The 25,476-nt window shown below is 68.4% G+C and carries 26 protein-coding genes and 3 pseudogenes; 14 read left to right on the top strand and 15 right to left on the bottom strand.

Annotated elements, in window-relative coordinates; all coding sequences use genetic code 11:
* Positions 1 to 77 precede the first annotated feature (77 nt).
* The 3 genes from ACTVZO_RS42260 to ACTVZO_RS42250 are packed head-to-tail and all read right to left on the bottom strand — an operon-like array spanning position 78 to position 1,852.
* Positions 78 to 578, bottom strand: a complete 501-nt coding sequence (locus ACTVZO_RS42260; protein ID WP_443303920.1) for a hypothetical protein — start codon at positions 576 to 578, stop codon at positions 78 to 80.
* A gap of 48 nt (positions 579 to 626) precedes the next feature.
* The gene (locus ACTVZO_RS42255; protein WP_443304047.1) at positions 627 to 1,490 is read right to left on the bottom strand and encodes an IS3 family transposase; all 864 of its coding nucleotides are present in this window, start codon (positions 1,488 to 1,490) and stop codon (positions 627 to 629) included.
* Between the two features lie 50 nt (positions 1,491 to 1,540).
* A complete protein-coding gene (locus tag ACTVZO_RS42250) occupies positions 1,541 to 1,852 on the bottom strand; it encodes a transposase (RefSeq protein WP_443303918.1) in 312 nt (103 codons plus the stop codon).
* Between the two features lie 346 nt (positions 1,853 to 2,198).
* Here ACTVZO_RS42250 and ACTVZO_RS42245 point away from each other — a divergent pair, with 346 nt between their 5' ends.
* A complete protein-coding gene (locus ACTVZO_RS42245) occupies positions 2,199 to 2,675 on the top strand; it encodes a single-stranded DNA-binding protein (protein ID WP_443303916.1) in 477 nt (158 codons plus the stop codon).
* Between the two features lie 77 nt (positions 2,676 to 2,752).
* On the opposite strand, the pseudogene ACTVZO_RS42240 reads toward ACTVZO_RS42245, so the two are convergent.
* A pseudogene (locus tag ACTVZO_RS42240) lies at positions 2,753 to 3,641 on the bottom strand (transposase).
* A gap of 215 nt (positions 3,642 to 3,856) precedes the next feature.
* On the opposite strand from ACTVZO_RS42240, the gene ACTVZO_RS42235 reads away from it, so the two are divergent.
* The 4 genes from ACTVZO_RS42235 (at position 3,857) to ACTVZO_RS42220 (ending at position 7,879) form a co-directional block, all read left to right on the top strand.
* Positions 3,857 to 4,978 (top strand): carboxylate-amine ligase, encoded by a 1,122-nt coding sequence (locus ACTVZO_RS42235; protein WP_443303914.1) that lies wholly within the window; start codon positions 3,857 to 3,859, stop codon positions 4,976 to 4,978.
* Between the two features lie 2 nt (positions 4,979 to 4,980).
* Complete coding sequence (locus ACTVZO_RS42230; RefSeq protein WP_443296350.1) at positions 4,981 to 5,280, top strand: transposase; 300 nt, start codon at positions 4,981 to 4,983, stop codon at positions 5,278 to 5,280.
* Positions 5,256 to 6,206 (top strand): IS3 family transposase, encoded by a 951-nt coding sequence (locus tag ACTVZO_RS42225; RefSeq protein ID WP_443296349.1) that lies wholly within the window; start codon positions 5,256 to 5,258, stop codon positions 6,204 to 6,206. The genes ACTVZO_RS42230 and ACTVZO_RS42225 overlap by 25 nt, the downstream gene beginning before the upstream one ends.
* A 509-nt stretch (positions 6,207 to 6,715) precedes the next feature.
* Positions 6,716 to 7,879, top strand: a complete 1,164-nt coding sequence (locus ACTVZO_RS42220; RefSeq protein WP_443303913.1) for a PP2C family protein-serine/threonine phosphatase — start codon at positions 6,716 to 6,718, stop codon at positions 7,877 to 7,879.
* A 190-nt stretch (positions 7,880 to 8,069) separates the two neighbouring features.
* On the opposite strand, the gene ACTVZO_RS42215 is transcribed toward ACTVZO_RS42220, so the two are convergent.
* Positions 8,070 to 9,611 carry a threonine/serine ThrE exporter family protein gene (locus ACTVZO_RS42215; RefSeq protein WP_443303912.1) on the bottom strand — a complete coding sequence of 514 codons (1,542 nt, stop codon included), beginning with the start codon at positions 9,609 to 9,611 and terminating at the stop codon, positions 8,070 to 8,072.
* Between the two features lie 246 nt (positions 9,612 to 9,857).
* Between ACTVZO_RS42215 and ACTVZO_RS42210 the strand changes: the two are divergent.
* A pseudogene (locus ACTVZO_RS42210) lies at positions 9,858 to 10,058 on the top strand (helix-turn-helix domain-containing protein); the annotation flags it as partial.
* A gap of 84 nt (positions 10,059 to 10,142) precedes the next feature.
* Positions 10,143 to 10,541 carry a hypothetical protein gene (locus tag ACTVZO_RS42205; RefSeq protein ID WP_443304061.1) on the top strand — a complete coding sequence of 133 codons (399 nt, stop codon included), beginning with the start codon at positions 10,143 to 10,145 and terminating at the stop codon, positions 10,539 to 10,541.
* A gap of 326 nt (positions 10,542 to 10,867) precedes the next feature.
* Here the strand turns inward: ACTVZO_RS42205 and ACTVZO_RS42200 are convergent, their stop codons facing one another.
* Positions 10,868 to 11,482, bottom strand: a complete 615-nt coding sequence (locus ACTVZO_RS42200; RefSeq protein ID WP_443303911.1) for a DUF305 domain-containing protein — start codon at positions 11,480 to 11,482, stop codon at positions 10,868 to 10,870.
* Between the two features lie 125 nt (positions 11,483 to 11,607).
* Positions 11,608 to 12,036 (bottom strand): DUF6153 family protein, encoded by a 429-nt coding sequence (locus tag ACTVZO_RS42195; protein ID WP_443303910.1) that lies wholly within the window; start codon positions 12,034 to 12,036, stop codon positions 11,608 to 11,610.
* A gap of 228 nt (positions 12,037 to 12,264) precedes the next feature.
* Between ACTVZO_RS42195 and ACTVZO_RS42190 the strand changes: the two genes are divergently transcribed.
* Positions 12,265 to 12,690, top strand: a complete 426-nt coding sequence (locus tag ACTVZO_RS42190) for a zinc finger domain-containing protein (RefSeq protein ID WP_443303909.1) — start codon at positions 12,265 to 12,267, stop codon at positions 12,688 to 12,690.
* Positions 12,691 to 12,703: 13 nt separating this feature from the next.
* Here the strand turns inward: ACTVZO_RS42190 and ACTVZO_RS42185 are convergent, their stop codons facing one another.
* The 5 genes and pseudogenes from ACTVZO_RS42185 to ACTVZO_RS42165 all read right to left on the bottom strand — a co-directional run bounded on the left by ACTVZO_RS42185 (position 12,704) and on the right by ACTVZO_RS42165 (position 16,615).
* Positions 12,704 to 12,925, bottom strand: a complete 222-nt coding sequence (locus tag ACTVZO_RS42185) for a hypothetical protein (protein ID WP_443303908.1) — start codon at positions 12,923 to 12,925, stop codon at positions 12,704 to 12,706.
* Positions 12,922 to 13,329: a hypothetical protein gene (locus tag ACTVZO_RS42180; RefSeq protein WP_443303907.1), complete on the bottom strand. Its 408-nt coding sequence runs from the start codon at positions 13,327 to 13,329 to the stop codon at positions 12,922 to 12,924. The genes ACTVZO_RS42185 and ACTVZO_RS42180 overlap by 4 nt, the downstream gene beginning before the upstream one ends.
* A gap of 94 nt (positions 13,330 to 13,423) precedes the next feature.
* Positions 13,424 to 13,840: a hypothetical protein gene (locus ACTVZO_RS42175; RefSeq protein WP_443303906.1), complete on the bottom strand. Its 417-nt coding sequence runs from the start codon at positions 13,838 to 13,840 to the stop codon at positions 13,424 to 13,426.
* 162 nt (positions 13,841 to 14,002) lie between these two features.
* Positions 14,003 to 14,494 (bottom strand): annotated as a pseudogene (locus ACTVZO_RS42170) (DUF4158 domain-containing protein); the annotation flags it as partial.
* 1,860 nt (positions 14,495 to 16,354) lie between these two features.
* Entirely contained in the window at positions 16,355 to 16,615 is a 261-nt protein-coding gene (locus ACTVZO_RS42165; protein ID WP_443303905.1) for a hypothetical protein, read from the bottom strand.
* Between the two features lie 1,081 nt (positions 16,616 to 17,696).
* On the opposite strand from ACTVZO_RS42165, the gene ACTVZO_RS42160 reads away from it, so the two are divergent.
* A complete protein-coding gene (locus ACTVZO_RS42160) occupies positions 17,697 to 18,728 on the top strand; it encodes a hypothetical protein (protein ID WP_443303904.1) in 1,032 nt (343 codons plus the stop codon).
* A 57-nt stretch (positions 18,729 to 18,785) separates the two neighbouring features.
* Positions 18,786 to 19,466 carry a hypothetical protein gene (locus ACTVZO_RS42155; RefSeq protein ID WP_443303903.1) on the top strand — a complete coding sequence of 227 codons (681 nt, stop codon included), beginning with the start codon at positions 18,786 to 18,788 and terminating at the stop codon, positions 19,464 to 19,466.
* A gap of 124 nt (positions 19,467 to 19,590) precedes the next feature.
* On the opposite strand, the gene ACTVZO_RS42150 is transcribed toward ACTVZO_RS42155, so the two are convergent.
* Positions 19,591 to 20,646 (bottom strand): fatty acid desaturase, encoded by a 1,056-nt coding sequence (locus ACTVZO_RS42150; protein ID WP_443303902.1) that lies wholly within the window; start codon positions 20,644 to 20,646, stop codon positions 19,591 to 19,593.
* 134 nt (positions 20,647 to 20,780) lie between these two features.
* Entirely contained in the window at positions 20,781 to 21,575 is a 795-nt protein-coding gene (locus tag ACTVZO_RS42145; RefSeq protein WP_443303901.1) for a hypothetical protein, read from the bottom strand.
* 84 nt (positions 21,576 to 21,659) lie between these two features.
* Between ACTVZO_RS42145 and ACTVZO_RS42140 the strand changes: the two genes are divergently transcribed.
* A protein-coding gene (locus ACTVZO_RS42140) for an IS3 family transposase (RefSeq protein WP_443296327.1) occupies positions 21,660 to 22,855 on the top strand; the annotation gives its coding sequence in 2 pieces (ribosomal slippage) (positions 21,660 to 21,912 and positions 21,912 to 22,855; 1,197 coding nt in all).
* A 257-nt stretch (positions 22,856 to 23,112) separates the two neighbouring features.
* On the opposite strand, the gene ACTVZO_RS42135 is transcribed toward ACTVZO_RS42140, so the two are convergent.
* The gene (locus ACTVZO_RS42135) at positions 23,113 to 23,844 is read right to left on the bottom strand and encodes a GntR family transcriptional regulator (protein ID WP_443303900.1); all 732 of its coding nucleotides are present in this window, start codon (positions 23,842 to 23,844) and stop codon (positions 23,113 to 23,115) included.
* 138 nt (positions 23,845 to 23,982) lie between these two features.
* On the opposite strand from ACTVZO_RS42135, the gene ACTVZO_RS42130 reads away from it, so the two are divergent.
* From ACTVZO_RS42130 to ACTVZO_RS42120, 3 genes are read left to right on the top strand one after another with little or no spacing between them, the layout of a single operon-like run.
* Positions 23,983 to 24,237, top strand: a complete 255-nt coding sequence (locus tag ACTVZO_RS42130; RefSeq protein WP_443303899.1) for a hypothetical protein — start codon at positions 23,983 to 23,985, stop codon at positions 24,235 to 24,237.
* Positions 24,234 to 25,220 carry a diaminopimelate epimerase gene (gene dapF / locus ACTVZO_RS42125; RefSeq protein ID WP_443303898.1) on the top strand — a complete coding sequence of 329 codons (987 nt, stop codon included), beginning with the start codon at positions 24,234 to 24,236 and terminating at the stop codon, positions 25,218 to 25,220. The genes ACTVZO_RS42130 and dapF overlap by 4 nt, the downstream gene beginning before the upstream one ends.
* Positions 25,217 to 25,435, top strand: a complete 219-nt coding sequence (locus ACTVZO_RS42120; RefSeq protein WP_443303897.1) for a hypothetical protein — start codon at positions 25,217 to 25,219, stop codon at positions 25,433 to 25,435. The genes dapF and ACTVZO_RS42120 overlap by 4 nt, the downstream gene beginning before the upstream one ends.
* Positions 25,436 to 25,476: the final 41 nt, after the last annotated feature.

Here is a 25,476-nt window from a genome sequence, read left to right as displayed (position 1 = left end):
AAGGTCACTGCACCTGCCGCGCTGTGCAGGGACCCGTTTGTCGGCTGGGGTCCCCACACAGCGGGTTGGCCTTGTGGCTAGAGGAGACCGTGGTGGTTCTTGCGGCTGTTGTCCTTGCCGGTGCTCTTGTCGTTGTGGCTGTCGACGGTGGTGCTCGTGTCGAGGCGGCTGTGGTCGTCCTTGGTGACCTTGGTGTTGGTCTCATCGCCGGTCAGGCAGCGGTTGCCGGTGACGTTCTGGCTGGTGGCGAGGTCGGTGTGGCCGCCGTTGCCGCCGTCCGCGTTGCCGGAGTTGTCGTTGGAGGCGTTGCCCTGCCCGCTGGCGGTGCCGCCGTTCTCCTCCGGGGTCGGCTCGGGGGTGGGGTAGGTGGTGTAGGTCTTGGGGTGGCCGCTGTCGCCCTGGCCGGCGCCGAGGAGTCCCAGGCCCAGTCCGGAGGCGGTCTGGCCGATGAGGCCGCCGGCGCCGCCGGAGGTGTCGACCAGGCTGAACGCGGAGGGGCTCTGGCAGACGACGAACATGCCGTCCCCGGCCGGCCCGCCGCCGGCGTTGGCGGTGCCGGCGGCAGCTCCGGCCACCATCACGGCCAGCGGGACAGTGAGGTTCCCCCGTTGTGCGGGTGGTGCTGACTAGCTGGTCAGGGCGGTTTGACGTGGTTTCAGGTTCACTTGTTCGGTGGCTGCCTGGTTGGCGTAGTGCTTCTCTTCGAACTCGATCGGGCTGAGGTAGCCGAGGCGTTTTTGGATGCGGCGGGGGTTGTAGAAGCCGTCGATGTAGTGGAAGAGGGCGAGGTTCGCCTCGGCACGTGTGGCGAAGACTTGGCCGCGGACGCATTCGGTCTTGATGAGCATCCACAGGTTCTCGGCGAGGGCGTTGTCGTACGAGTCGCCGACGGATCCCATGGATGCCTGGATCCCGGCTCTGACCAGGCGTGTTGTGAGTTTCACGGACGTGTACTGGCAGCCGTGGTCGGCATGGTGGATGAGCTCGCCGGGGGTGGGTTCGCGGCTGGCCAGGGCGTACTCGAGGGTGGTCAGGACCAGGTCGGCATCCGCGCGGGCGGAGGTCTCCCAGGCCACGACGCGGCGGGAGAACGCGTCGCGGATCGCGGAGAGCCACAGCGGACCCTCCTGAGTGGTGATCATGGTCAGGTCGGTGACCCACAGCCGGTTCGGTCCCTGTGCGGTGAAGTCGCGCTCGACCAGGTCGGGTGCGAGTTGCGCGTCGGGGTCGCGGCGGGTGAAGCCCTTGGTCTTGCGGGGGCTGATCCCGGCCAGGCCTGCCTGGCGCATGAGCCGCTCGACGCGCTTGCGGCCGACGCGGGCGCCCTCGCGCTGGAGGACGGCGTGCACGCGCGGTGAGCCGTAGATCCCGCCGGACTCGTCGTGGACCTGACGGATCCGGCCGGTCAGCTCGGCATCCCGGCGACGTCGCTCACACGGCTCCTTCTCGGCCCGGCGCCACCGGTAGTAGGTGGAGGAGGGGATGGACAGTTCCCGGAGTACGGGCTCGACACCGAGGTCATCACGTTCGTCGAGGAACGTCAGTACCTTCGCCGGGTCGTGTCGAGTTCCTGGGCGAAAAAAGCCGAGGCGGCCTTGAGGATCTCGTTCGCCCGCTTGAGCTGGGCATTCTCCTTCCGCAGGGCGGTCAGCTCCTCCTTCTCGGCGGTGGTGAGCAGGTTGTCCCGTTCGCCGGCGTCGGCCTCGGCCTGGCGGATCCAGTTGCGCAGGGCCTCGTGGTGAACGCCGAGTTCCTCGGCCATGCGGCGGATCACGGGCTTCGGCTCCGCGGTCCGATACATCCGGACCGCACGCTCACGCAACTCCAACGGGTACTTTCTCGGCGCAGGCATCGTCTGGGCTCCTCTCATGAGACCCATCTGACCCTCTGTCACCCATCCCCGCATCTCGGGGGAACCTCACAGCAGCCGACAGACGCTGGGAAACCTTCACGCTCTACTCCTCACACAAGGACGTGGGCCGGGCCCGGCACACGCGGGGTAACGACTGCCGGAAGAACCGTTCACCCACCCCCCACGTCACGCCCCACCAGGCCGTATCACCCAAGTAGCCGCACACGGGATCCGGACCGGGCCCGCACGCGGCACCCCCACACGCCTCCCGGCCCGCCGTTTCAGCAGCACAAGGCGCCGGTACGGTGGTCCTACTTGTACAGGGGATGCTGAAGGGGTGGCGGGTATGGCGGGCGAGACCACGGTCACGGTGGTGGGTAATCTGACGGCAGATCCGGAACTGAGGTTCACCGCCTCCGGTGTCCCGGTCACGGGTTTCACCATCGCTTCCACCCCGCGCGTCTACGACCGCGACCGCAGCGAGTTCACCGACGGGGAGCCGTTGTTCCTTCGGTGCACCCTGTGGCGGCACACTGCGGAGAACGCCGCCGAGACCCTGGCCCGCGGGATGCGGGTCATCGTCACCGGACGCCTCAAGCAGCGCACCTACGACGACAAGGAAGGACAGCGGCGCACTGTCGTCGAGATCGACGCGGAGGAAGCCGCACCCTCTCTCACCTATGCGAAGGCCACCGTCACCAAGACCTACCGGGCCGGGGGCGGAGCCGCCCCCGGCGGGCCGGCGGTGCCCCCTGCCCGGGCGGCGTCCGCGGCTGCGCAAGCCTCCCCCGCACAGGCGTCTGCGGAGCAGTATCCGTTCTGACCCCCTGTGACGAGACCGGACGGAGCGCGTCACGCGGCTAGGGGGTGTGGCGGCGTGTAAGAGCGTCGGCGAGTAGGTCATCGGATGCGTGGTGCGCGGGGTCGTGTGTCCCAGCGGTATTGGGTCCGGGCTCGGCTGATGAGGTGGCGGTGACGAATATGCAGGCCAACGCGATGTAGAACTCGATCGTGGTCTTGCGTCGTTCGGTGCAGCGGCGGAGTTGGCCGAAGTTGTTCATCCACGAGTTCGTGCGCTCGACGACCCACCGGCCGCCGGCCTGGATCGGGAGCTTGCTCCGCGTGGGGTGATCCGTGCGTCGAGGTGTCAACGCTCCCTCAGTCTTCAAGAACCCGCGACACGAGGCCGCGTTCGTCCAGGTCACCGTGGACGGAGCGGTAGTCGTAGCCTGCGTCCAGGCCGAGCCGCGGGTGTTCCGGCAGCGGCCCCAGGGCCTTCTCAAGATCTCTGTACGCGTCCAGGGTGGCGGGCAGGAGGGTGTGGTCGCGGATGTTTGCCGGTCCGGTGCGGGCTCGGTGATCAGGGGGATGCCCTGAGCTTCGGTCAACTGTGAGCGTTTGAGGCCTTGTTTACGGTCGACGGGGCTTCGTGCGGCGCATTCGCCGCCGGCGGGTGCCTTGGTGAAGTAGCCGTCCGCGACGAGGGGGTTGAGGTCGAGGCCGATCATGCGGTCGTAGACGGACAGGACCAGCTGCCGCCGGTTCTCCATGACTCCGAGCTTGATCCACTCGTCCGGGTGACGCCGCGGGGTCGTGGCGGAGCAGTGCTCGTCGGCTGCACGTTCGTATCCGCAGTCGAAGGCGAGGATCTGGATCAGCCGGTCGAAGACGACCTCGTCCGCTATCCGCGGGTTGTGACAGCCCAGGGGATGATGGTCCTCGTGGTCGGGCAGCAGAGTCAGGAACTGGTCGCGAACGGGCTTGAGCAGCATGATGGGACAGCAGGCACGGACACCCCGAGTGATCATGAAGCGTAGGACTCCATGATCGGGGACTGCGCCTGGACCACTTCACCCACCTGGCGGACGCTCTTACACGAGATCGCCAACACGCCTTCAAGGTGTGTCGCCGTGGCAACGTGCGGATGATGTGGTGGCATCGAGAGGACCCCGGCAGCTCAGGTGCAATGGGGATGGGACTGTGGCATCAGGGGTGTGGGCATCAATGGTCACCGTGGGAGTCGAGGAGGAGTACCTGCTCCTTCACGCGGACACCGGGATGCCGGCCCCCCTGGCGAGGGCAGTTCGCCAGGCCGCGGGGCTGGATTCGATCGCCAGCGTGCAGGAAGTGCAGAGCGAGCTGCTCCAGGCCCAGATTGAGGTGGCGACACCGGTGTGCGACGGCCTCTCGGAGGTTGGCGGACACCTGCTGCGGCTGCGGCACGCCATGGCCCTGGCCGCCGAGGCAAACGGCTGCCGGCTTGCCATGACGGGAACCGCTGCGATCAGGGATACCGGGCCGGTCCCCGTGACGCCCACTGCGCGGTACGTCGGTATGCGGTCTTACGCTCCGCAGCTTGTCCAGGAACAGCTGATCAACGGCATGCACGTCCACCTCGGCGTTCCGGATCGGGAGGCGGGTGTGGAGGTCCTCAACCGCATTCGCGGCTGGCTGCCTGCGCTGGTGGCGCTGTCCGCGAATTCGCCCATGTGGGACGGGCATGACACCGGCTTCGCCAGCTGGCGCACCATCGTTTTCGGGCGTTGGCCCCTGACCGGTCCCACGCCGGTCTTCGACGGCGTCAGGGACTACGAGCGCAGGGTCGAACGGCTGTTGGAGTCGGGGATCGTCGCCGATGCCGGGCAGATTTACTGGCAGGCCCGGCTCTCCGAGAAGTATCCCACCGTCGAGGTCCGCTGCCCCGACGTACAACTACGGGCCGACGAGGCGGTCCTACTGGCCGCCATCGCCAGAGCGCTGGTCGCCACAGCCTTGCGCGAGGCACAGGAAGGGTGCGCCTACACCGCGGGCCCCGTGGAACTGGTGCAGGCGGCCACGTGGCAAGCCGCCCGCCACGGGTTGAACGGCCCGCTCATCGGCCCTGACGCGCGCCGCTGTACGGCCAGGGACATGATTGCCACGCTTATGAGGCACATTGCCCCGGCCCTCGACGACCACGGGGACCGCCGCGACGTCACCTCTCTCCTCCACCGCCTCCTGCAAGACGGCACCGGCGCCGACCAGCAGCGCCAAGCGCTCACCACGGGCGGCCTGGCCGCCGTGATCGACCTCACCACCACTGTGCTTCCCCTCGTAGCGTGGAGTCGTGACCCGATAAGGAGTTGAGGGTGGGGAAGCGACGTAGCTACGACGCGGAGTTCCGTGAGGGGGCCGTGCGGATCGTGCTGGAGACGGGCAAGCCGGCTGCGGAGGTCGCGCGGGATCTGGGTGTGCACGAGGGCACGCTGCAGACCTGGGTGAGCCGGGCCCGCGGGGCCGCGGAGACGGGTACCGGCCCTCTGGAGGAATCCGAGCGGGAGGAACTGGCCCGGCTCCGGGCGGAGAATCAGCGGTTGCGCAAGGAGACCGTCGAGCTCGGGATGGAGCGTGATGTCCTCAAGCGATGCATGGTCCTGTGGGTGAAGTAGCTGATTGGGACCCGGCGGTACTCGTCGGGGTGATCAGCGACTGCAGGACCGAGGAGAAGATCCCGCACACCGTGGCCTGCCGCGCGCTCGGTGTGTCACCGGCCTGGTACTACAAATGGCGTGGCAGGCCTGCAAATTTGACGAAGCGTGAGGTCAGACGGGCCGCGCTGACCGAGAGGATCAAGCACTTCTTCGACGCGTCGGGTCGGACCTACGGCTCGCCCAGGATCACGCTTGACCTGTGGGCCGAGGGCTGGCAAGTGTCCGTGAACACGGTCGCCGAGATCATGTCCGAGGAGGGCTGGTACGGCCGCGAACCGAAAAAGAGCAAGGGCCTGACTCGCCAGGGCAAGCGGAAAGCAGCCCGCGACCTGGTCGGACGGCACTTCGACGCGATCGCTCCCGACGTGCTCTGGGTGGGTGACATGACCGAGATCGACACCGGCGAGGGCAAGCTCTACCTGGCCACCGTCATCGACCTGTTCTCCCGCCGCTGCCTCGGATACGCCATGGACGCCCGCCACGACGCCGCCCTGGTCAGCGCGTCCCTGCAGATGGCCGCCGCGACCCGCGGCGGCGACGTGGACGGAGTGATCTTCCACTCCGACAGGGGCAGCGAATACGCCTCCGCCGCCTACAACAGCCTGTGCGACCGACTCGGCGTGGTCCAGTCCATGGGCCGCGTGGGGTCCTGTTTCGACAACGCCGCCGCCGAGGCGTTCAACTCCACCGTCAAGACCGAGTACATCCACCGGCACCGGTTCACCACCCGCGCCGAAGCCCGGATCAAGATCGCCACCTGGATCGCCGACTTCTACAACACCAGACGCCGCCACACCCGTGCCGGCGGACTCCCACCCGTGGAGTTCGAACAGAAGATCAGCCAGCAACGCAGCCAAGCCCACCAGAGGGCCGAAGCCGCATAGAAGAGGACTCTACGTTTCCAGGGGATTGACACCACACACAGCACCGCCCCCTAACAGGAACAGGCGCTGTCACTCTGTCTCTGGCTCTCACTACAAGCGTCCGCCACTCGGGCATGTCCTCGCCAGGGTGCTGTCCCGGAGATGCGCCTCACTGCTTCAGGAGCCGCGCACGGACGTCGACGGCAAGCGGCGAGGTCGTGGCGTCATCGGCTGGGCCCTGCGCGCGCAGGACGGTGACGGGCAGTGGTCAGCCGGCCCGTGGAAGGGACTGCGGTCCTGGAATGGATCACGCTGGCCCCGGACCCGGACGGGTCCAGCCACGTTCTCCTGCGCCCAGCACCACACCTCGCTGACCAGCAGCGATACCCACGCCTAGAGAAACGCCTCCCCGGCATACCCAGGCACGTTTCCCCAGCGCAAACCACAATCAAGCCGTCCGGCGTGACCCATGTCCCCCGTGCCGGGTTTCCTTCCCGCGTGCCGGGGTGGTGTGGTTCTAGAGTGCGCAGATGTCCTCTGATACCTCTTTGCCAGGTGGGCGGCTGTCGGTTTGGCGCCGGGGGTGGGTCTGGTGGATGCCGTTCGCGGCGGTGGGCCTGGACTTGATCGCGGAGATGGCGTTGGGCGGGCGGGAGCCGGTCAGCTTCCTGCTGGTGGGCGTCCCCCCGCTGGCTGCCGCGACCCGCGGCCCCAGGGGCACCGCTGTATCGGTCGCTGTGTGCCTGGGGCTGCAGATGCTGATGGCGTTCAGTCGTCCGGGCCACTTCGACGAACAGCATCATGTGGCCCTGTACGTGGCGACCTTCCTCGTCGGTGTCGTGAGTGTCCGGCTCTCCTCACAGCGGGAACGGGCGCAGCGGCATCTGATCCGGGCGAATTCGGTGGCGGAGGCCATGCAGCGGACCATGTTGAGGCCGGTGCCGTCACGGATCGGGCGTGTGCGCGCCGCCGGGTTCTACACGGCAGGTGAGGACGGCACCCTGGTCGGGGGTGATCTCTACGATGTGTGCGAGACGCCGTTCGGGGTGCGGGCGATCATCGGTGATGTCCGGGGCAAGGGGCTGGACGCGGTGCAGACGGTGGCCGCGGTCCTGGGGAGTTTCCGTGTGTCCGCGCACGAGTGGCAGGATCTTCCCGTTCTGGCGGAGCGGCTGGAGTTGAGTATCGACCGCAACGGCCCTCGCGGGTCCTCCGGCGATCCCGAGCTGTTCGTGACCGCACTGGTCATGGAGCTCACGGGGGACAGTGTGCGCATCGTGGACCGCGGCCATCCGCAGCCGATCGTCATCGGCCCCCACGGGGCCCGCCCCTTGCGAACGGTCCCCGGTCTCCCCCTCGGGCTTGCAGACCTCTCGCTCGTCCCGGCACTGACCACGGCCCACAGGCTGCAGCCGGGCGAAGTCCTCGTCGTGTACACGGACGGCATCAGCGAGGCCCGCAACGCGGACGGCGTGTTCTACCCAGTGCTGGAACGGCTCGGCGAGCACTTCCGCAGTCGGCCTGCAGACCCGGACGCCGTCGTGTCGTTTCTCGAGGCCGACACCAAACGCTGGTCGGCCGCATCCGAGGAAGACGACCAGGCCGTTCTCGCCATGGCCTTCATCCAAGACGCCCGACGAAGACGCCGTACCTCCCCCTTCCGGCGGCTGACCGGCGCGGGCCCTGCGGGGTGATTTCTGGCATCGTGCCCGCGTATCCGTGGCCATGCCGCTCTCCAAGACGCCCCGGGCCCGGTCATGTCCGTGGCCGCGGTCACCCGCCGCCGACAAGCTCGGGACCAGAGAGGCGACGCACCAGCCGTCCGTCCCCGCATACTGCCCCCAGCAACAGGTACAGAGCGTCACCGCGGGCCACGGCACCTTGTCAGATCGACCAACGTCTTATCGGTTCGCCGGTACACAACACCGCGTCGGTCAGCTCCCACCGCGTAACCGTTGGAGCGGACTCATCGCGGTGGCCGCCCGCTGTGCGGTGAAGGGGGCGATCTGGCCGGGGTTGAGGATCAGGCTGGAGCCGGGCCGCAGCGGCCCGCCGTGCGGCCCGTGAGAGACGCATGAAGTTGGTGAGCTCCCCGGTGAGACTGATGCCGCCCGCCAGTGCCAGAAGCACACCGAACGCCTGGGCCAAACCTGTCACCCCAATGAGCACCTCTCCGTCGACCATCGCGCGAAGGGCCCGGTAGATCAAGGTGCCCGGCAGGAGCGGGGCAGCTGCCGGAATCGCCCAGGGCAGCGCCGAGCTCTGGGACCGGCGGGCGAGCATCTGGCCGCCCGCGCTGACGATCACAGCCGCGATGGCAGTGGCGGCGATCGGTGACAATCCCCATGCCTGTGCTTCCAGGCAGGAGACCAGGCCAGCCACGCCCAGCAGACCCACCGCACACCACTTGGCCGGCGGCACCCGGTGGTGCGCAGCGATAGCGATCGCGAAGACCCCCACCATGATCAGCCACCAGCCGGGATAGTCGGCCCACGAAGGTATGGGCGGGGGCGGTGCCGGAGTTTGCACCCCGGCCCGGGCGGCCAGGCCCAGCACGATGCCCGTGCCCAGAACCACCGCCACGAAGATGATCAGGGTGTGCAGCAGCCTGGCAGTGGCGGTCAGGTAGTGCCCGGTCAGGCCGTCCTGTACGGCGCTGGTCGCAGCCATGGCCGGCAGGAGGCCCAGCACACCGCCCACGATGACCGCCTGGCCGCCCGCGGCAGGCGCGGCGGCGTGGACAGCCACCGCAATCGCGGCAGCGGGCATGGAGGCGAGCGCAAACAGATAGAACGCTGGCACGCCGTAACGGGCCAGCAGGTCGCTGATCATGTTCCCGAGTGCCGCCGCTACGAACGCACAGAGCGCTATCCCGACGCTCGCACCCGTGAAGACGCTGGCTGAACCCGCGATGCTTCCGGCCAGCGCATGGCCTGCGTACCGACGCCGCCAGGGCCGCCGGGTACCGGGCAGCTCCGAGGCGGGGCCCAGCTCGCTGGCCGCCTCTCGCGCCTCCAGCAGACCGATACGTCCCTCATGGATGTCCCTGACGAGCTGATGGATCCCCTCCACCGCGGCGAAGTCCGCCACCCGAAACCGGACCGCGCGTCGCCCTAAGACAGGCAGGGCCTCACCGGGCACGAGGACGGAAAGCTCAACGCCACTCAGAGTGACATCAGGCTGGCACTCGTCCATCCCATAGGCACGGGCCGTGACGATCATGGCGCCGACCGTCTCCTCGGCCGACGCGCCGCTCTCGCACAGCAGTCCACCTACGGAAAGAGCCAGGTCGAGCACATCGGCCGCCTGCTCTCGACGGCTCTCGCCACCACATACGGGCCCTTCCCGGCGCCCGTTCCCTCCCGGTTCCAGACCGCGCAGATACGGGAGCGTCTGCTGGAGCCAGGGAAGGGACTTGCTGGGCATGAAACAGCCTCCGGGCGAGTAGCGGGCACAAACCTCCACGTTTTGCCCTATTTGTCCCGTAGTAAACGTTCGCGCGAGGGCTTGACAATGATGTCGGCCTCCTCTCCCCGCCGGGCCCTGGGACCCCGAATGCCCCGCACATCAAGCTGTCGCAGCCCCAATGCCCCCGCAGGCGTCGGCCGTGCATCAGCACGTCCCGCCAAGTAGCCGCCACTGAGCGGGGCGCGCGGACAGGGCCTTCAGGAGATGCCCGGGATATGCAGCAAACCGATCCCGGCGATCCGCTGCCGGACCCCGGCATCGTGCACGAGGGTCAACGTCCGGACCGGCGCACCGGCGCACCGGCGCACCACGCGAGACACAGGCCACCCAGCTGAAGACCGCTACACGAGTGGTGCCTCCATCCACAGCCTCGCGAACCGCACTGGACGCAGTTACGGCTTCGTCAACCGCGCGGTCGTGGCGGAGCACCCGCCCCGAGCCCGGCGCGTAAGCCACCCTACGGCCGGCGGCGCGTGGAATCGTGGCGGGATGCGCAAGAGCATCAGCCCGCTGCCCGAGCATCTGCGACTGATCTGGGTCTTCGACGCCGATGACGACAGCGGGCGTCGCCAGATCTTCTCCGACACCGTCAGCCGCTGCACCTGGACCAGCCCCGCCATCTGGGACGCCTCCGGCCGCCTGCTCGTACGCAGCGCGCTCGGACAACAAACCCACGCCTCGGCTCCCCTGGACTCCGGAGTGATCTCCCGCAACGGCGACGGCAGTGAGAGCCTGCGCAGTACCTGCGGCCATCTCCTGCACCTCGACGGCCGCGGCGGTGTCACCGTCGATACCCCCGACGGCATCCAGGACGCCCCCGTCATCGGCATCTTCTTCATCCACGACCCCGAGGGCACCGCCGACCGCCGCACCAGCGCCCCCGCATAGCCGCCGACGACAAACCTGCTGGTCATCGCCCCTGCGGGCGCGACATGATGGCGGGAACAGTCGTACGACGAAGAGGCCCCCATGGCCCTGCCCCGCAGTGCGGTGTCGCCTTCGCGGCGGCCCCCAGGTCACCCCACCCATCCCATCTCGTGCCCGGCGTGGTCCATGACCGTCGCCCCAATTCCCGTCCAGTGTGACTCCGCTCCCGCGGACCCACACCACAACCACATACCCCCCGGGGTATTCAGCGAGGGGTGCTGAACCCAGCAAAAGACGCTGGGGTGTGCCGGGCCGGTACGGCCCCGCACACCCCAGCGTCCGGTGGGTCAGTTCTTGCCGAGCAGGTTGTTCATCGTGGTGATCTCGGCGGTCTGCGAGGTGATGATGGCGTCCGCCATCGTCTTGGCGTCGGAGAAGGATCCGTCGGCCTTCTCCGTCTTGGCCATGGCCACCGCGCCCTCGTGGTGCTTGATCATCATCTCCAAGAAGACGGTGTCGAATGCCTTGCCCGAGGACGCCTTGAGCTTGTCCATCTCCTCGGCCGTCATCATCCCGGCCATGCCGTGCGCGGAATGGTCCATGGCCCCCTCGGTGGGGACCTGCTCACCCCAGGCGGTCAGCCAGCCCGAGAGAGTCTTGATCTCCGGGTCCTGGGCCTTCTTGATCTCATCGGCGAGCTTCTTGACCTCAGCGGACTCGGCCCTGCTGGGCGCGAGGTCGGCCATCTCCACGGCCTGACGGTGATGGGGGATCATCCCCTGGGCAAACGCGACGTCGGCCGCGTTGTGCTGCCCCGGGGCGGACGCGGACGCCGACGGGGAGGAGGCGTGGCTGTTGTGAGCGGCGGGGGTGTCGTCGTTCGACCCGCACGCGGCGAGTGCGAGGGATGCGGTGCCCGCGATGGCGACGAGGGCGGTGCGGCGGATGAGGTTCTTGTTCATGGCGCTGCGACTCCTTGATGCGCCGCCCGAGCAGGCAGGCGCCGATATGGAAGGGAGGGGCGTGCCGGAGCGCGGCATCCCTTGCCGGCCGAAAGCCGGGGCAAGGAGGTGCCGTGCGGGCGGTCCTATATCCGCAGGAGTTGCAGCTCAGCGAGATCGGGCGGCGCACGCCCGCTCTCCGGGGCCCCCGCCGCACTGCCGGGCAGCGCCACCGGCGCGGGCTCGTTATCGAGAGCCGCGGCCAGGACGGGAGGCGCGTACGCAACGCCGACACCGGCCGAGGCACACGTGGCATCTGCGTGCTCCGCGTGACCCGTTCCGCCATCCATGTGCGAGTAGTCGCCGGCAACCTGCCAGCCGGCCTCGTCGTGGACCATCGCCATGGCGTGGCGACTCGCGGCCACCGGCGCCTTCGCGGGAGCGGGTCCCGGGCCCAGGCCGTGCATCGCCAGCACACCGGCCAGCACCGCCAGCACCAGCAGCACCAGCAGCACCAGCAGCACGAAACCGCGCCCCGCAGGACGGCGTCGCGAAGGCCGCATCATGCTGATCATGGGATCACCGTATGGTCCTGCCCCGCCGCTCCGCCTCCCCCGACCGTCCAAGATCCGCCGACCGCGTGACATGGCTGCCGGCGACTCTCGCAATCGAACCATTCCCGGAGCAAGATCAAGAACGGCCGCCGACCCGCTCCGGACCCCGGATCTGCTCGCACAACTCGTTCTCACGCAGAAGCGTGTCCTGCTCCCTTGTGAGAAATGTTTGTGACAGCATTTCGTGGCATGCCGGTCCCTCAAGAGACTTCCCCGACCGACGCCGACGACGTCGAGCGGCACCCCTGCCCCCGATGTGCGGCCGAGCCGGGATCCCCCTGCCGCTCGCGCGGCGGCGCCGTCGCCGGCACCTACCACACCGGCCGGTTCACCAAGGTGCCCCGGCTCGCGAAACTCCTGCGGGTGCAGACTCCGGCTGACCGCGGCCCCGGGCAGCCCTGGCGGCCCGGCACGCCGCCCCCCATGCCGATCGACCCGGCCACCCCGACCGCCGACATCCGCATCGGATACGCCCGCTGCTCGACCCTCACCCAAGAACTCCAGTCGCAGCTGGACGCGCTCGCCGGGCACGGCATCTCCGAGACCCGCCGCGTCCAGGGCCTCGGCGCCAACCAGCGCGAGCGGCTCCTCGCGCTCTTCCCCCGCCAGACCTGACACCGCCGGTCCGCTACCGCTGCTGGCCGGCCCGGTACTCCTGGCCGAGCCCGGCGAGCTCCTTGCGGCGCTGGCTGATGATGGAACTGTCGTCCAGGGCCGTGTCCAGGAGATAGACGCCCTCCCTGAAGTGGGTGAAGCCGATGCTCTCCCACAGCGCCGCGATCTTGGCTGTGGCCAGATCGTTCTCGGCGTCGCTGACCAGGCTCGGGTCTCCGTCCGGCCACTCACTCATGCCCGGTTCGACAGCCACCGCGCAGCAGCCGCCCGACAGTCGCCGTACCGCCTCCATCGCGAAGATCGGGCCGAGGCCGAACCCGCGGTACGCCTTGTCGAGCCAGACCCGGTCCAGGACCAGCAGGTCCCCCACCGGCATGTCGACGGCCCGCTCGAAGCGGTGTTGTACTCGTCGTTGGCGTCGAAGACGGTCTCGGCGATGCTCAGCAGCTCGCCGGAGCGCTCGTCGGCGGCCATGGTGCGGCTGTAGCCGGTGAAGGACCGGAGCCTGAACAGCGACAGTTCCCCGACCCGGGGCCCGTCCTCGTCTCCCTCGTCCCACTCGGTGACGGACACCGTCCACTCCTCCAGGGTGTCCTGGTAGTCGTCGGAGCGGGCGAGATGGGAGTGCTCGTACCTCACGCTCAGAAGCGTGGGATCGGACGGAAGCTCGGTGGCGGAGCGGCGTGCGGTCATGACCTGCCCAACGAGCCGACAGGGACGAAAGTTCGGGACGTCACGGACGGCCCCCGAGTCCGAGCAGGGCCGCCAGGCCCAGCTCCGCGTCCGAGGCGGCCATCACCGTGTCGATGGTGCCCTTCGCCAACTCGTCGGCGAGCTCCAGCACCTTCTTGTTCAGCCCCCGCAGCTCAGCCAGCTGCTCGTTCAGCGTCCTCAGCTTCTGGCGCCTCGACGGGCTGAGATCGGGAAGCTGGCCCCACTTCTCCGCCTGCTCCTCGAACAGGACCAGGTCGTCGGCCTGCTCGGTGTAGACCCGCTTCACCCGTACCACGTCGGTGTCGGCAAGTACATGCGGCTTCGTCCGGGCCTCCTCCAACGCGTCGGCGTTCTCCTTCACATCGACCAGCCACCGCCGGGTGTGGTCGACGAAGAACTCCAGCTTGCTGATGGGGTGCCAAATCCGCTCGGGCATCGGCGCGGTCCCTCTCGTACGACAACAGACAGGTGACCTTAGCCGCCCACGGGGCCGGGTGTCCGGGTTCAGTCCAAGGCCCCATGATCGCGCGTCTGACGTGCTAGAAGGCCAAGATCAAGTGCTTAGCGTTAATGGCTGTTCCGTTGGTCCCCAAGGCCGCAGACGGCTCGCACCGGGCAGAAGCACCCGCCGCTCGTGCAGCCACCCCGCAGCCGCGTCGAACAGCGCCTTCGGCCCGTCACCCGTCGTCCAGGCCCGCGCGTCCAGCCACTGGCCCAACTCCTCCGAAACCTCGGAGAAGTCCTTCCACCCGCCGGCCTCTTGAATCTCCCCCGCATGGGTACGAGCCGTCCCGTCGCGCTCTCCGTATTGCTGCAGGCACGACGGATCCGCGATCTCCAACTGCTCGGCCAGGTACTCGACGACCGCCGCCGGCACCAGCCGCGGGTCCGGCATGAACCGACCCAGGTACCGCACGCTCGTGAGCTGTACCGCGAACCCCAGCCGGTTGTGCGCACGCCGCTTGGCCTGCACCGCCTCCCGATCCGCGTCGTCCAGAAAGAAATACCGCTCCAGCTCCGCACGAGACGGAACTCCATCAAACGCCCCATAACGGGCCGCCTGCTCATCCGACAAGAACTCCACGACCACAATAGCTCTCCGAAGATCGACAACAACGACCCACGAAGGCTCCGCGGCACAATCACCCCAGGTCAAAGCCTCAAGCAGCCCGGAGAAGGCTTAGCGCACGATCTGACATGGATGTTCCTCAACCCCCGTGTCCAGGACCGGGCGGAGCCCGGCCGCGCAGAGGCGCCGTAGGCGTCCTGGATACCCGGCGGCCGGTGTGCCGCCCCTGGGGGGCCGTCCAGCGAGGGACCCACCCCGCGCCGCGCCCCCTTCACCACACTCGAGCCGCACGCGGTCGTTCGCCCCGGCCCCTCAGCAGGGTGGCCGGGGGTGTGGGGGCAGAGCCCCCGCGGTCTGGACGTGGCCGGGTGGTCGCCGGCGGCGGACCGGTCTCGGCGGTTGAGGAACATGTCAGATCGTGCGCTGAGCCCGGATCGCCGCTGGTGGGCGCCTGACGGCGCGTCGTGCCTACTGGGCCGTGAAGTTGTTCCACAGATAACGCCCTATTTTGCGGTGTGCCGACGGGGAAGGTGAGCAGACTGATAACAAGCCCTAAGGGGTGGCGCATCCGAAGATCAAGAAGAGCCACCCCTCTGCACCAAGAGAAGACAAGACACCAGATTCTCGCGCTGCAGCGCTCCATGCAGCCAATCGACTTCGCTTCGCTCAGACACAACATGTTGTCGGTGGGGCCGATCCGGCCCTTGCTCGAACGTCGCCTGCAGGCCGGCTTAGTGGGGCCGGATCGGCCCCACCTCCGCAAAAAAGGACGCGCGAAGCGCGGCCTTTCTCGTCGGGCCTTCGGCCCGTGTTGTTTAAGGACGGGCGCTAAGCGCCCGGCTGTCCCTACTGGCTCCACCCGACCACCCTCCGGGTGCTCAGGTCGGGTGGAGCGGAGACCCCCCCTAGTGAGACGACAGAGAGAGCCCCAAGGGGTTTCTGCCGTCTCACTAGGAGGGGATCGGGATGAAGAACTGAGGTTCTCCGGTACGCCCATACACGGTATGGATGCTTTCGATCGGGCCACGGATGTTGTCACGCTCGCCCTGGGACCGGGATATGCAATCAGCGCTGAGAGGTCGTGTCTCTGGGGGTTCTGCACCCCCACCGGCTCGGGTCCACCTTGTTCGCCACGCGGATCACTCCACGGGCAAGGCCGGCCTCGGCTGCTGCTCGATTCACCATTTAGCGTCTACAGGACCCCTACGTGCCCGATCAGCGGGTGTCACGCCTGGATGCCTCTGCCTCATACTCCCGGTGGCTGTGGCCGGGGTCGGTCTTGGTGACGCGGACCGTTCTCTACCGCGGGCTGGGTCCGGACTCCCCGCGCGCGCCACGCGCTGGGCCTCGGGCCGGTTTCCTGGGACCGGTCTCCCATGGGTGCTGTCACGATCCCGCGCCACCTGTGGCGGGCCGCGTCCTGCATCGACGTGAGCAGGTCAAAACGGCGGGGATCGTGCCGGTGTGTCGGCTTGCGCCTGGACGGAATCGACATGTCGGCTCGGTGAGAGCAGGACGACACGAAGCACTCCGGTGCCAGCGCAGCGGCTGTCCGCTACGATGAGCGGTACCTCCTCATGGAGTCACAAGACAAAACGGGCCGGACCCTCCGCGAGGAGGGCCTGCTGCCGGGGGAAGGCCGAGAGGCCGGAACTCACTTGGGACTTAGGGGAGTCACCTCCTGTTCTCGCGGGTTGTCGTCGGACTGGTAATCCGGCGGGGGCTTTCGGTGGGTGGTGGTGTCAGGTGGCTTGGTAGGCCGGCCTGACGGTTGATGCATGGACGTACAGAGCGGAAAAGGTTGGTCGCCTGGGCTCTGAGGTCCGCCGAGAACGCCAGCCCTGGTGGTAAGCCAGGGCTTTTTGGCGTGCCCGGATCGTGCTAGCCGGTCATCGGCAGCTCATTCTGCAAGGCTGCGTCTGAGGCCTGTTGCTGCCTCTTCTGTGAACGGATCCGCTTGCGATGCAGCTCGGCCAGGGCCTCGCGTAGCACCTCGGCGCCGGATACGCCCATCTCCTGGACCAACTCCTCGTAGTGCACGCGAGCAGCCTGTCCGGGCTTGAGTACGACGGTCGCTCGCATGTCCTGACCACCGTTGAAATGGGTCGTCTTGGGGTGCGGGCTTCCCTGTACTCCTGGCATAGGCATGATCCTATCCACAACCACCCCACCTGTTTCAACATATGGGGGCGTGTCCCGCGCGAGTCGGGTAAGAGGTGTGACCATGAGTCAAGTACAAGGATGCTGGCCGTAGCTGACTGGAACCAATGGATTCCGCTGGTCAGAAGACCTGTGGGAGGTCTACGAGCATGGCGTGGAAGAGCGGCGCCCCCTCGGTCCGGGGACGGAGGTCGCCCAGGGTCTGCCAGCCCCACGACTGGTACAGGGCTCACACCTTGGGATGACTCTGGTCGACCGTACGCCTGGGTGCTCGCCGGGCTCCTGGTCCAGCTGGTGGGGAGACGGCCCCCGTGCGCAGCAGCGGGGGCGGGCAGAGCGTCTGGAGCTACTCTGCCTGTGGGCCAGGGATTGGACATCGGGGCCGAATGGCTGCGGGCGCGTTTTGTGGTGCTGCCGGGCGGTCAGCGGCCGCGCGGTTCCCCCTACACGGCGGCGGTTCGGGGTCCGTCTACGGCTTGCTGCTCTGACTCTGGGAGAGTGGGCAGACCCGATGAGAGGGGGAGTCGTGGGCATCAGGTTCATGCTCAAGTTGGCCGTGGCGGCAACTGTGTTGGGGGTGATCGTGGGGATCATGTCGGATAAGTAGTGCGCTGACCTGGCTGTGGTTACTGACCGGGTACGCGGCGTTGCTTTCCTTCGGTACGGTCATAACTTCGACGTTCCGGGGGAGGACCACGTGCTGCTGCTGCGATCACGACGGGCGGCGGCTGTACTGCTGCTGGCCCTTGCTGCCTTGCTCGGAGCCGGGGTGGCCGCTCCCGCTGTCGCTCCGGCCTATGCGGCCGTGCCGCTCGCGCCGATGGCGTGTCCGGTCGGGCCGGCAGGCGATCAGTGCCGCAAAGAAGAGGCTGCCAAAGCCACTTCTGCCCCGGCCAATCCGACGCCTGGCGCGAGTCAGTCGCCTGGAGCCTCGCCCCCCTCGCCTTCTGCTGACGCTGCCTGCGAGTCGCTGAAGGGGACGCCCGCTTACTCGTACTGCACCAGGACACCGGGATCTGGTCCTGGGGCGCTCACATCCGACCCCGCGGCTGCGCTGGATCCGATGCAGTCCCTGGCCGATTCGTTCACCAGTGCCGGCGCCTGGACCATCGACAAGCTGTCGGTCGCGGTGGCCGCGACCAGCACTGCCGATTTCACCTCGAGCGGGTTTTTGAAGCAATACGCCACTGTGTTCGCCGCGTCCACGATTCTGACTGTGTTGCTGTGGCTGGTCGCGGTGGGCAAGCGGGCGGTCCGCGGGGTGCCGTTCACGCGGGCTTTCGGTGAGGCAATCGGTCTGCTGTGGCTGGCTGTGGTGGCCTGCGCCTTCACCCCGCTGATCCTGTACGTGGTGACCGCCGCGGTGGACTCGGTGACCGATGTACTCACTGGTGACGGGTCAAAGTCGTTCTTCAAGGATTACGCGGAGGGTGTCCGCAACTCGAAGGGAATCGGTGGCGGGCCGATCGTGCAGATCATCCTTGCTCTCGTGTCCGCTCTCGCGGCCGGTGTGCTGTGGCTGGAGCTCGTCATCAGGACCGCGGCTCTGTATGTCGGGGCGGTGCTGGGCACCGTCGTGTACGCGGGGCTGGTGGACAAGGACCTGTGGAAGCACACCCGGCGGTGGGCGGGGATCATGGGCGCGATCATCCTGACCAAGCCGGTCATCATGATCGTGCTCGGGCTCGCGTCTGCGCTGTCGACCACGCCGGAGGGCGAGCCGGATGCGCTGAGCGCGGTGATCTCCGGCCTGGCGATCATCATTCTGAGCATCGTCGGCAGCTTCATGCTCTACAAGTTCATCCCGGGTGTGGGCGATGACATTGTGGCGTCCCGCCGGGATCTGACGAGCCAGCTTTCGAAGCGGGGTCAGGTCGCGCCGACTCCGCGGTCCAGCTCGTACGGGGTCGGGCAGGGCATTGCGGCGCATGCGTCGCGCCAGCCGGCGATGCCGCCCCCTCCGTCGTCGTCGAGCGGGTCGGGTCCCGGGGGCGGTATCAGCGCGCACGCCTCTCGGACGCCTTCTTCGCCTCCGGCACCGGCCCCTCCGGGGCCGCGGCCAGGGCGGGGCGGCCCCGGAGGGGCCGTCCCGTAGCGGTGGCGTCAGGGTGTTGGGAAGACTGGGGGAAGTGATCACGGTGGGGGAGTCCACATGGAAATCGACCATGGGTGCGGGCACGCCGAGGGCGGGCCGGGACCGGTCAGCCGGACGAGCAGCTCTCCCCAGCAGCCGGCCGCGCGACGCTCGCGCAGGAGCCTTCTGATCTGGGGCGGCATACCTGTTGTTCTGCTGGGGGCCTTGGTGGTGGGCACGCGCATGGGCAGTGGAGAGACGCAGACGCCGCCAGGCTCCGTTGGCACGGACCCGGCGGTGTCGGCTCCGGCTCCTCCCGGGGTCCATACCCGAGAGGGCGCCCGGGCGGTGGCCGGTAGCTACGCGGAGGCGCTGAGCAGCGAGCGCATGTTTTCCGACTCAGGCCGCACGGCGCTGATGCAAGACGTCTACACTCCGGACGCGCTGGCTAAGGTCGGCGCTCAAACGGACGCTCAGTACAAGGCTCTGGCCCGGAAGATGGGCATCGATGGGGAGGGCAGGCCGCCGGCCGGTGAGGTGTTTGTTCACCGTGCTGAGGTGAAGGCCGCCACGCTGCTGTCGTACGGCGATAACCGGGCCACCGTGGCGGTGGAGTGCTCTGGTGCTATGAGTCTGACAGGCCCTGAGCCCTACGCCAGCACCTCGCGCTTCGTGATGACGTTCAGCCTGGTGTGGACGATGGGCGCGGACGGCGAGACCGGGTGGCGGGCCCAGGATGTCGCCCAGGTGGAGAGCTGACTCCGTCGGATGCGTGGGGACTTCGGTTCTCCGGTCCCTATGGTCCCTTGCTCCGAGGGTGGAACGCGAAAGCCCCGGTCGGCTGATGCCGACCGGGGCCTGTTTGTCTCCGCTCCGCCTCCCGCTAGCTCGACCTGGACCCTGCGGCTGCGCGGGCGGCCGGGCGCGCGAGGGCTGCCCGGTGCCGGCGGGTGACGGAACGTGGACCAAAGAGCAGGGCGTCAGGGGTGAAGTGCGGACGCGGCAGGTGGCCCTCCAGGGCGGGCAGGTAGTTCCAGCGGAGCCCGGGGTGGGCGGAGTGGGCGTAGTGGTGGAGGTCGCCGTAGGGGAGCCAGGTGGCTGCGGCGGTGGCGGCCAAGATCCGGTTGTGGGGGTAGAGACGCAGGCAGCGTCCGGCTTCGACGTGGGCGGGGGTTCCGGTGCGATGGTCGGGGTCGAACCAGGTGTGCTCGGCGAGCAGGGACCACCATGCGAGCAGGGGATAGAGGAGCAGGCGGGGAGCCAGGACTCCGGCGACGAGGGCGGGCCAGCCGCCCACGGTGTAGGCGGTGCCGAGAACGGCGAGCACTGCGCCGACCGCCGGGGCTGCGCGGTTGTATCCGTGGTGGGTGCGCAGGTTGTCGAGCAGGGACGTGAGGGTGCCGCGTACGCCTCGGGGAGTCAGGGGGTGGAGCACGGCCTGGGCGAGGCCTCGGCGGTCCAGCACGGTGCCCGGGTGGAGTCCCGCGGCGGCGAGGTCGACCAGGTTGGGGTCGGCGGCGAGTGTGGCGCTGGGGTGGTGGTCGCGGACGTGTCGGCGGCGCCGGACGGCCACGGGGCCGAAGACGAGGGGGAGATGGGCGCCGATCTCGGCGAGCCTCCGGTTGGCGATGAGGGTGCGGGCCAGTACGCCGTGGACGGCGTGGTGGCTGATCTCCTGGAGGTGGCGGAACTGGACCGCGACTCCGAGGGCGGCCGTGGTAGCGGCGAGCGGTCCGTGGGCGGCGAGGAGCCAGTAGCCGGTGATCTGTACCCACTGGCCGACCAGCAGCAGTACGGGGGTGACGTTGGTGGCGCGGGCGCGCTGAAGAACTATGAGCCGGGCAGCCGGTGCGGTGTGGGGCCGGCCGCGTCGGAAGCGGAGGCGGTCGGGCTGACGGAGGAGCACTCCGCCGGTGATCAGGGCTAAGGCGAGGAACATGCGGACCCCGGTGACAGGGGCGGGGCCATCCCCCACCGTTGATCACCCAACGTACTTCTAGTCACTAGATTTCGCGGAGGATTCTGGACATGCGAGAGGCGGCCCACCAGGTCGGTGGGCCGCCTCGGGCTGGGTCAGAGGGTGGCGACGGTGGAGGTGGCCCGGTCGGCGTCCCAGGTTCCGGCGTCGAGCATGGGGCGGGCGGTGGCCTCGTAGGTCTGCAGGACGCGAGGCGCGGAGTCAGCGCCGTGGCCCCAGACGCTCTCGAAGCGGCCGGCCCACCGGCCGACGTTCTTGAAGTAGACGCTGCTGCGGCCGCGGTTGTAGTCGGCGTCGCCCTGCTCTTCCTCGACCAGGGCGGCGGCGTTGGCGAACACGACGACGTCGACGGCCTGGTCGGCGCGGAGGCGGTCGCGGACGGCGAGGCCGCAGGTGACACCGAGGTCGCGGTGCTGGCCGATGAGGGAGAGCAGGGAGGCTGCGAACTCGGCCTTGGCGAGGTCGGCGGCGTAGGCGATGAACAGGCGGTCGATACGGCCGCCTGATTCGGTGAAGCGCCGGTTCGCGGCGATGTACTCGCGGCGGCCGGTCAGCAGCGTGGGGTTGGTCGTCAGGTCTGCGGCGAGGATCCGCTGAGGCTGGGCCTGGGCCTCGGTGACGGTGTTGACCAGCAGGGTGGACAGGCGGGGGACCTCGGCGGCGTACACCCGCAGGTGGCCGTCGGCGATCTCGCCGTAGTCGGAGATGAGTTCGGCTTCGAGCTGGGCGCGGACACGGTCGTAGTACGCGGCGTCATCCATGGACCGCAGGTTAGTGACCCGGCGCAGTTGGATGTAGGTCCTGCGGGTCCAGTAGTGGCCCGCGGCGAGGATGAGGATGAGTACGGCCTGTATGGCCAGCAGGACGTGGAGGTTGACGCGGTCGGCCATCCATCCGATCAAGGGGACTGAGGCGCCCCGAACCTTCCGGACAGTGGTCCCACTACGGTGGGACCACTCGGAAAGGGAAGTCGGTTGTCGCAGAAACGCAGGAAATTTAGCCCGGAGTATCGGGAAGAGGCCGTGAAGATGGTGATCGAGACGTCGCGTCCGGTCGCCCAGGTCGCCCGGGAACTCGGACTCGTTGAAGGAACTCTGGGAAACTGGGTCAACGCATACCGTCGTGAGCATGATGGCGAGGAGCCGGAACTCACGCTCGACGAGCGCGCCCGCCTGCGGGAGCAGGAACGAGAATTGCGCGAGCTGCGACAGAAAGTCGCTTTCCTGGAAAAAGTTGCAGCGTACTTCGCCAAGGACCCTCGGTGAGCGACAAGTTCGAGTTCATCGATGCAGAGTACGCAATATTTACCACGAACACTGAAGACACGGTGCCGGTTGCCAAGATGTGCGACTGGCTGGAAGTATCCCGCTCCGGCTTCTACGAATGGCGGAGCAGGCCGATTTCAGCGACTGCCCGGCGACGGGAGGATCTGAAATTGCTGATCACCAAGTCGTTCGAGGATTCTGACGAAACCTACGGCTACCGTCGGGTCCACGCCGACCTGTCCGCGTGGGGCGTCCCCTGCGGACCCGAGCTCGTGCGTGACCTCATGCGGGAACTGGACCTCCAGGCGTGTCAGCCACGACCGTGGCGCCACAGCCTCACCGAGAACGACGGCTCCGCCGGCCCGATCCCTGACCTCGTGAACCGCGACTTCACCGCCGACGCACCCGGCCGCAAAATGGTCGGCGACATCACATACATTCCAACCTGGGAAGGCTGGGTATTCCTCGCCACCGTCATCGACTGCCACACCAAAGCCGTCATCGGGTGGGCCATGGACGACAACTACAAGACCCCACTTATCGAAGCAGCCATCAAAATGGCAGCACGCAACCACCCACTCGCCGAAGACGCCATCTTTCACTCGGACCGCGGCAGCAATTACACCTCGACCCAGTTCGCCAATACACTGACCGGGCTAAGAATCCGGCAATCCGTTGGCCGGACCGGGATCTGCTACGACAATGCCATGGCGGAATCATTCTTCGCGACCCTGAAAAATGAACGTGTCCACCGGACCGTATACCCCACCCGAGAACACGCCTACCGCGACATCGCCCGCTACATAGAGGTCCGCTACAATACGAAGCGCCGTCACTCGGGACTCGGGTACCGGACCCCACGAGAGGTCCACGACGAGTACCTGAACCAGCAGCTCGCAGCCTGAATTTGCTAATTAGCAGCTGTCCGGAAAACGCGGGGCCCCTCAGACGGCCAGTCCGACGATGCTGAGGACGGCGCCGAGTGCGGGTGAGCCGAGTGCCGAGGTGGCTCTGTTGAGTGCGCTCGGGCGTGCGTCGGACATGGTGTCTACCCCTCCCCCTGGTCGGCCCGTCCGGGCCTGGGGGTCATGATTCCCGAGCCATGCGCGCCGCCTCAACCGTGGCGAGATCCCGCCTGACCAGTTGGCCGACGGGCAGAGGGTCAGGTCAGGGGCAGGTGGTAGTCGACGGTCCAGCGGCCAGCTGGGACGATGATGTCCGCGGTCTCCACGGGGCGGCCGGTGGTGTCGTAGAAGGTCCGCTCGATCAGAGTCGCGAGGGCGCCGGGGGCGATGCCGAGCCGGTGGGCCTGGTCGGTGTCGACCTGCACGGGGCGGGTCCGCTCATGCGCCCGGGCGACGGTGATGTCCAGCTGCGCCATGCGCTCGGGCACGCTGCGGCCGGCAAGCGGGCCGCCGTCGGGCAGGACCACCGGGGTGCCGCCGGTGATGGCCATGGGCTCCCAGCTGATGGCCGTGGCCACGGGCCGGCGGGCCTCGTCCAGGAAGTCGTACGCGGTGCGGACCACATGGTCGCCCTCCTCGATGCCCAGCCGGGCCGCGACCGCGGCGGGGGCGGGCAGTTTGGCCTCGCTCTCGGCGTCCCAGGTGGAGGCCCCGGCCGGGGCGGGCGTAGAGGTCGCGGCGGGGAACCGGAGCATGACGAGCCGCTCGTGGGGGCGGACGTAGGTCCCCGATCCCGCCCGGCCCTCCAGCAGGCCCTCGGTGATGAGCAGCTCCTGCGCCCGGCGGATCACATTCTCCCCGGCGCTGTGCCGTGCGCCTAGGACGTCGCGGGAGGGCAGGCGGCTGCCGGGCTCCCATTCGCCGGAGGCGATCAGGGTGCGGAACTCGGCGGCGACGCGCAGGTACGGAGGCTGGGGCCGGTCCGACATCTCTCCCCTTCGTCTGCTGCCGCGATCGGGTCAGCTCATTCTCCGGAATCCACCCCATCTGAGGTGACGAAATGCCAACCTAGTCACTAGCTCTTTAGCTAGTGACTAGATGTGCTTTGCGTGACCGGAGGACGGCAGATGGACCACACCACTCAAGCCGCCGCAGCCGGGGCCCTCGCGGCCCTGACGCGCCTCACCGGCCGGGCACCGCGCATCACCCGGCACGCCGGATACCTCCTCCTCCGGATCGACCCCGTCGGCATCCATGCCGGGCAGTGGCCGCTCGTGGTCGAGGTTCTGGAATCCGGCTCCGCCTACGGCATGACCACCACCGCGGCCGGCACCCGTGCCATCTGGCTGCGCATCGACGACGCGGAGACACCCCACCGATGACTGCATCCCTGTCCCTGTCCGTCCCCTTCGCCAAGGGCCACGGCACGGGCAACGACTTCCTGGTCCTCGACGACCCTGACAACACCCTGGACCTGGCGCCCTCCACCATCGTGCGGCTGTGCGACCGGCGCACCGGCCTGGGCGCCGACGGCCTCCTGCGTCTGGTGCGCTGCGCCGCTACGCCGGAGGCCTCCGCCATGGCTTCGGACGCCAAGTGGTTCATGGACTACCGCAATGCGGACGGGACCTTGGGCGCGATGTGCGGCAACGGCATCCGCGTCCTGGCCCGCTACCTCGCCTCCACCGGCCTCCACACCCACGGCCCCCTGGCCATCGCCACCCGGGCCGGTGTCCGTCAGCTCGACGTCGCCGCAGGCGACACCCCCCACCACGGGGAGGTGAGCGTGGCCATGGGCCGCCCCACCCTCCCCGGACCGCAATCCATCACGGTCACGGTGGGCACCCGCAGCTGGCCCGCCCTGCACGTCGACGTCGGCAACCCGCACGCCGTCGTGTTCGTCGACGACCTGGACCACGCCGGCACCCTGGGCGAACCGCCGACGGTCTCTCCGGCCACCGCCTACCCGCACGGCACGTCTGTCGAGTTCGTCCGAGACCTCGGCTCGGCCCACCTGGTACTGCGCGTACACGAGCGCGGCGTGGGCGAGACCCCCTCGTGCGGCACCGGCGCATGCGCCGCTGTCGTCGCGGCCCTGCACCGCACCGTCCACCGGCCCCGGCGCGTCCGCTACACCGTCGATGCCCTCGGCGGCCGTCTGCAGGTCGATGTCACCGCCGACGGGCACATGACCCTCACCGGCCAGGCCCACGTCTCCGCCCAGGGCACCGTCCGGCTCCACCCCGTCACCGGCCTGCAGACCGCTCCGGCCGCGTACGGCGCCCCCTCCCCGGACCTCCTCGCACGGGCCGGCCGCGGCCTGGGCCGATTCCTCGACACCAGCGGTCTGCAGGCTGCACCGTGAACCGAGACGGACACGAAGACCACCCCCTCATCGGCCAGCTCGTGCGTGACATCGCCTCCGGTACCGAGGGCATTCTGCAGGCAGTGGTCCGCGAAGCACTCCCCACCCACACCGGCCGGGCCTGCCCCGTCCGCCTCGCCTACATCCGGCCCATCGGTGGCGGAACCGAACTGACGACGTCCGTCGACAATCTCCAGCCACTCCGCACACCCTGAGACCGCACGCCGACACGCTTGAGCGGGGCCCCCCTTCTGAG

The organism is Streptomyces sp. IBSNAI002 (assembly GCF_052244475.1).
Classification (GTDB): domain Bacteria; phylum Actinomycetota; class Actinomycetes; order Streptomycetales; family Streptomycetaceae; genus Streptomyces.
The sequence above is the reverse complement of the archived record's forward strand: the minus strand, read 5'-3'. Positions and strand labels throughout refer to the sequence as shown.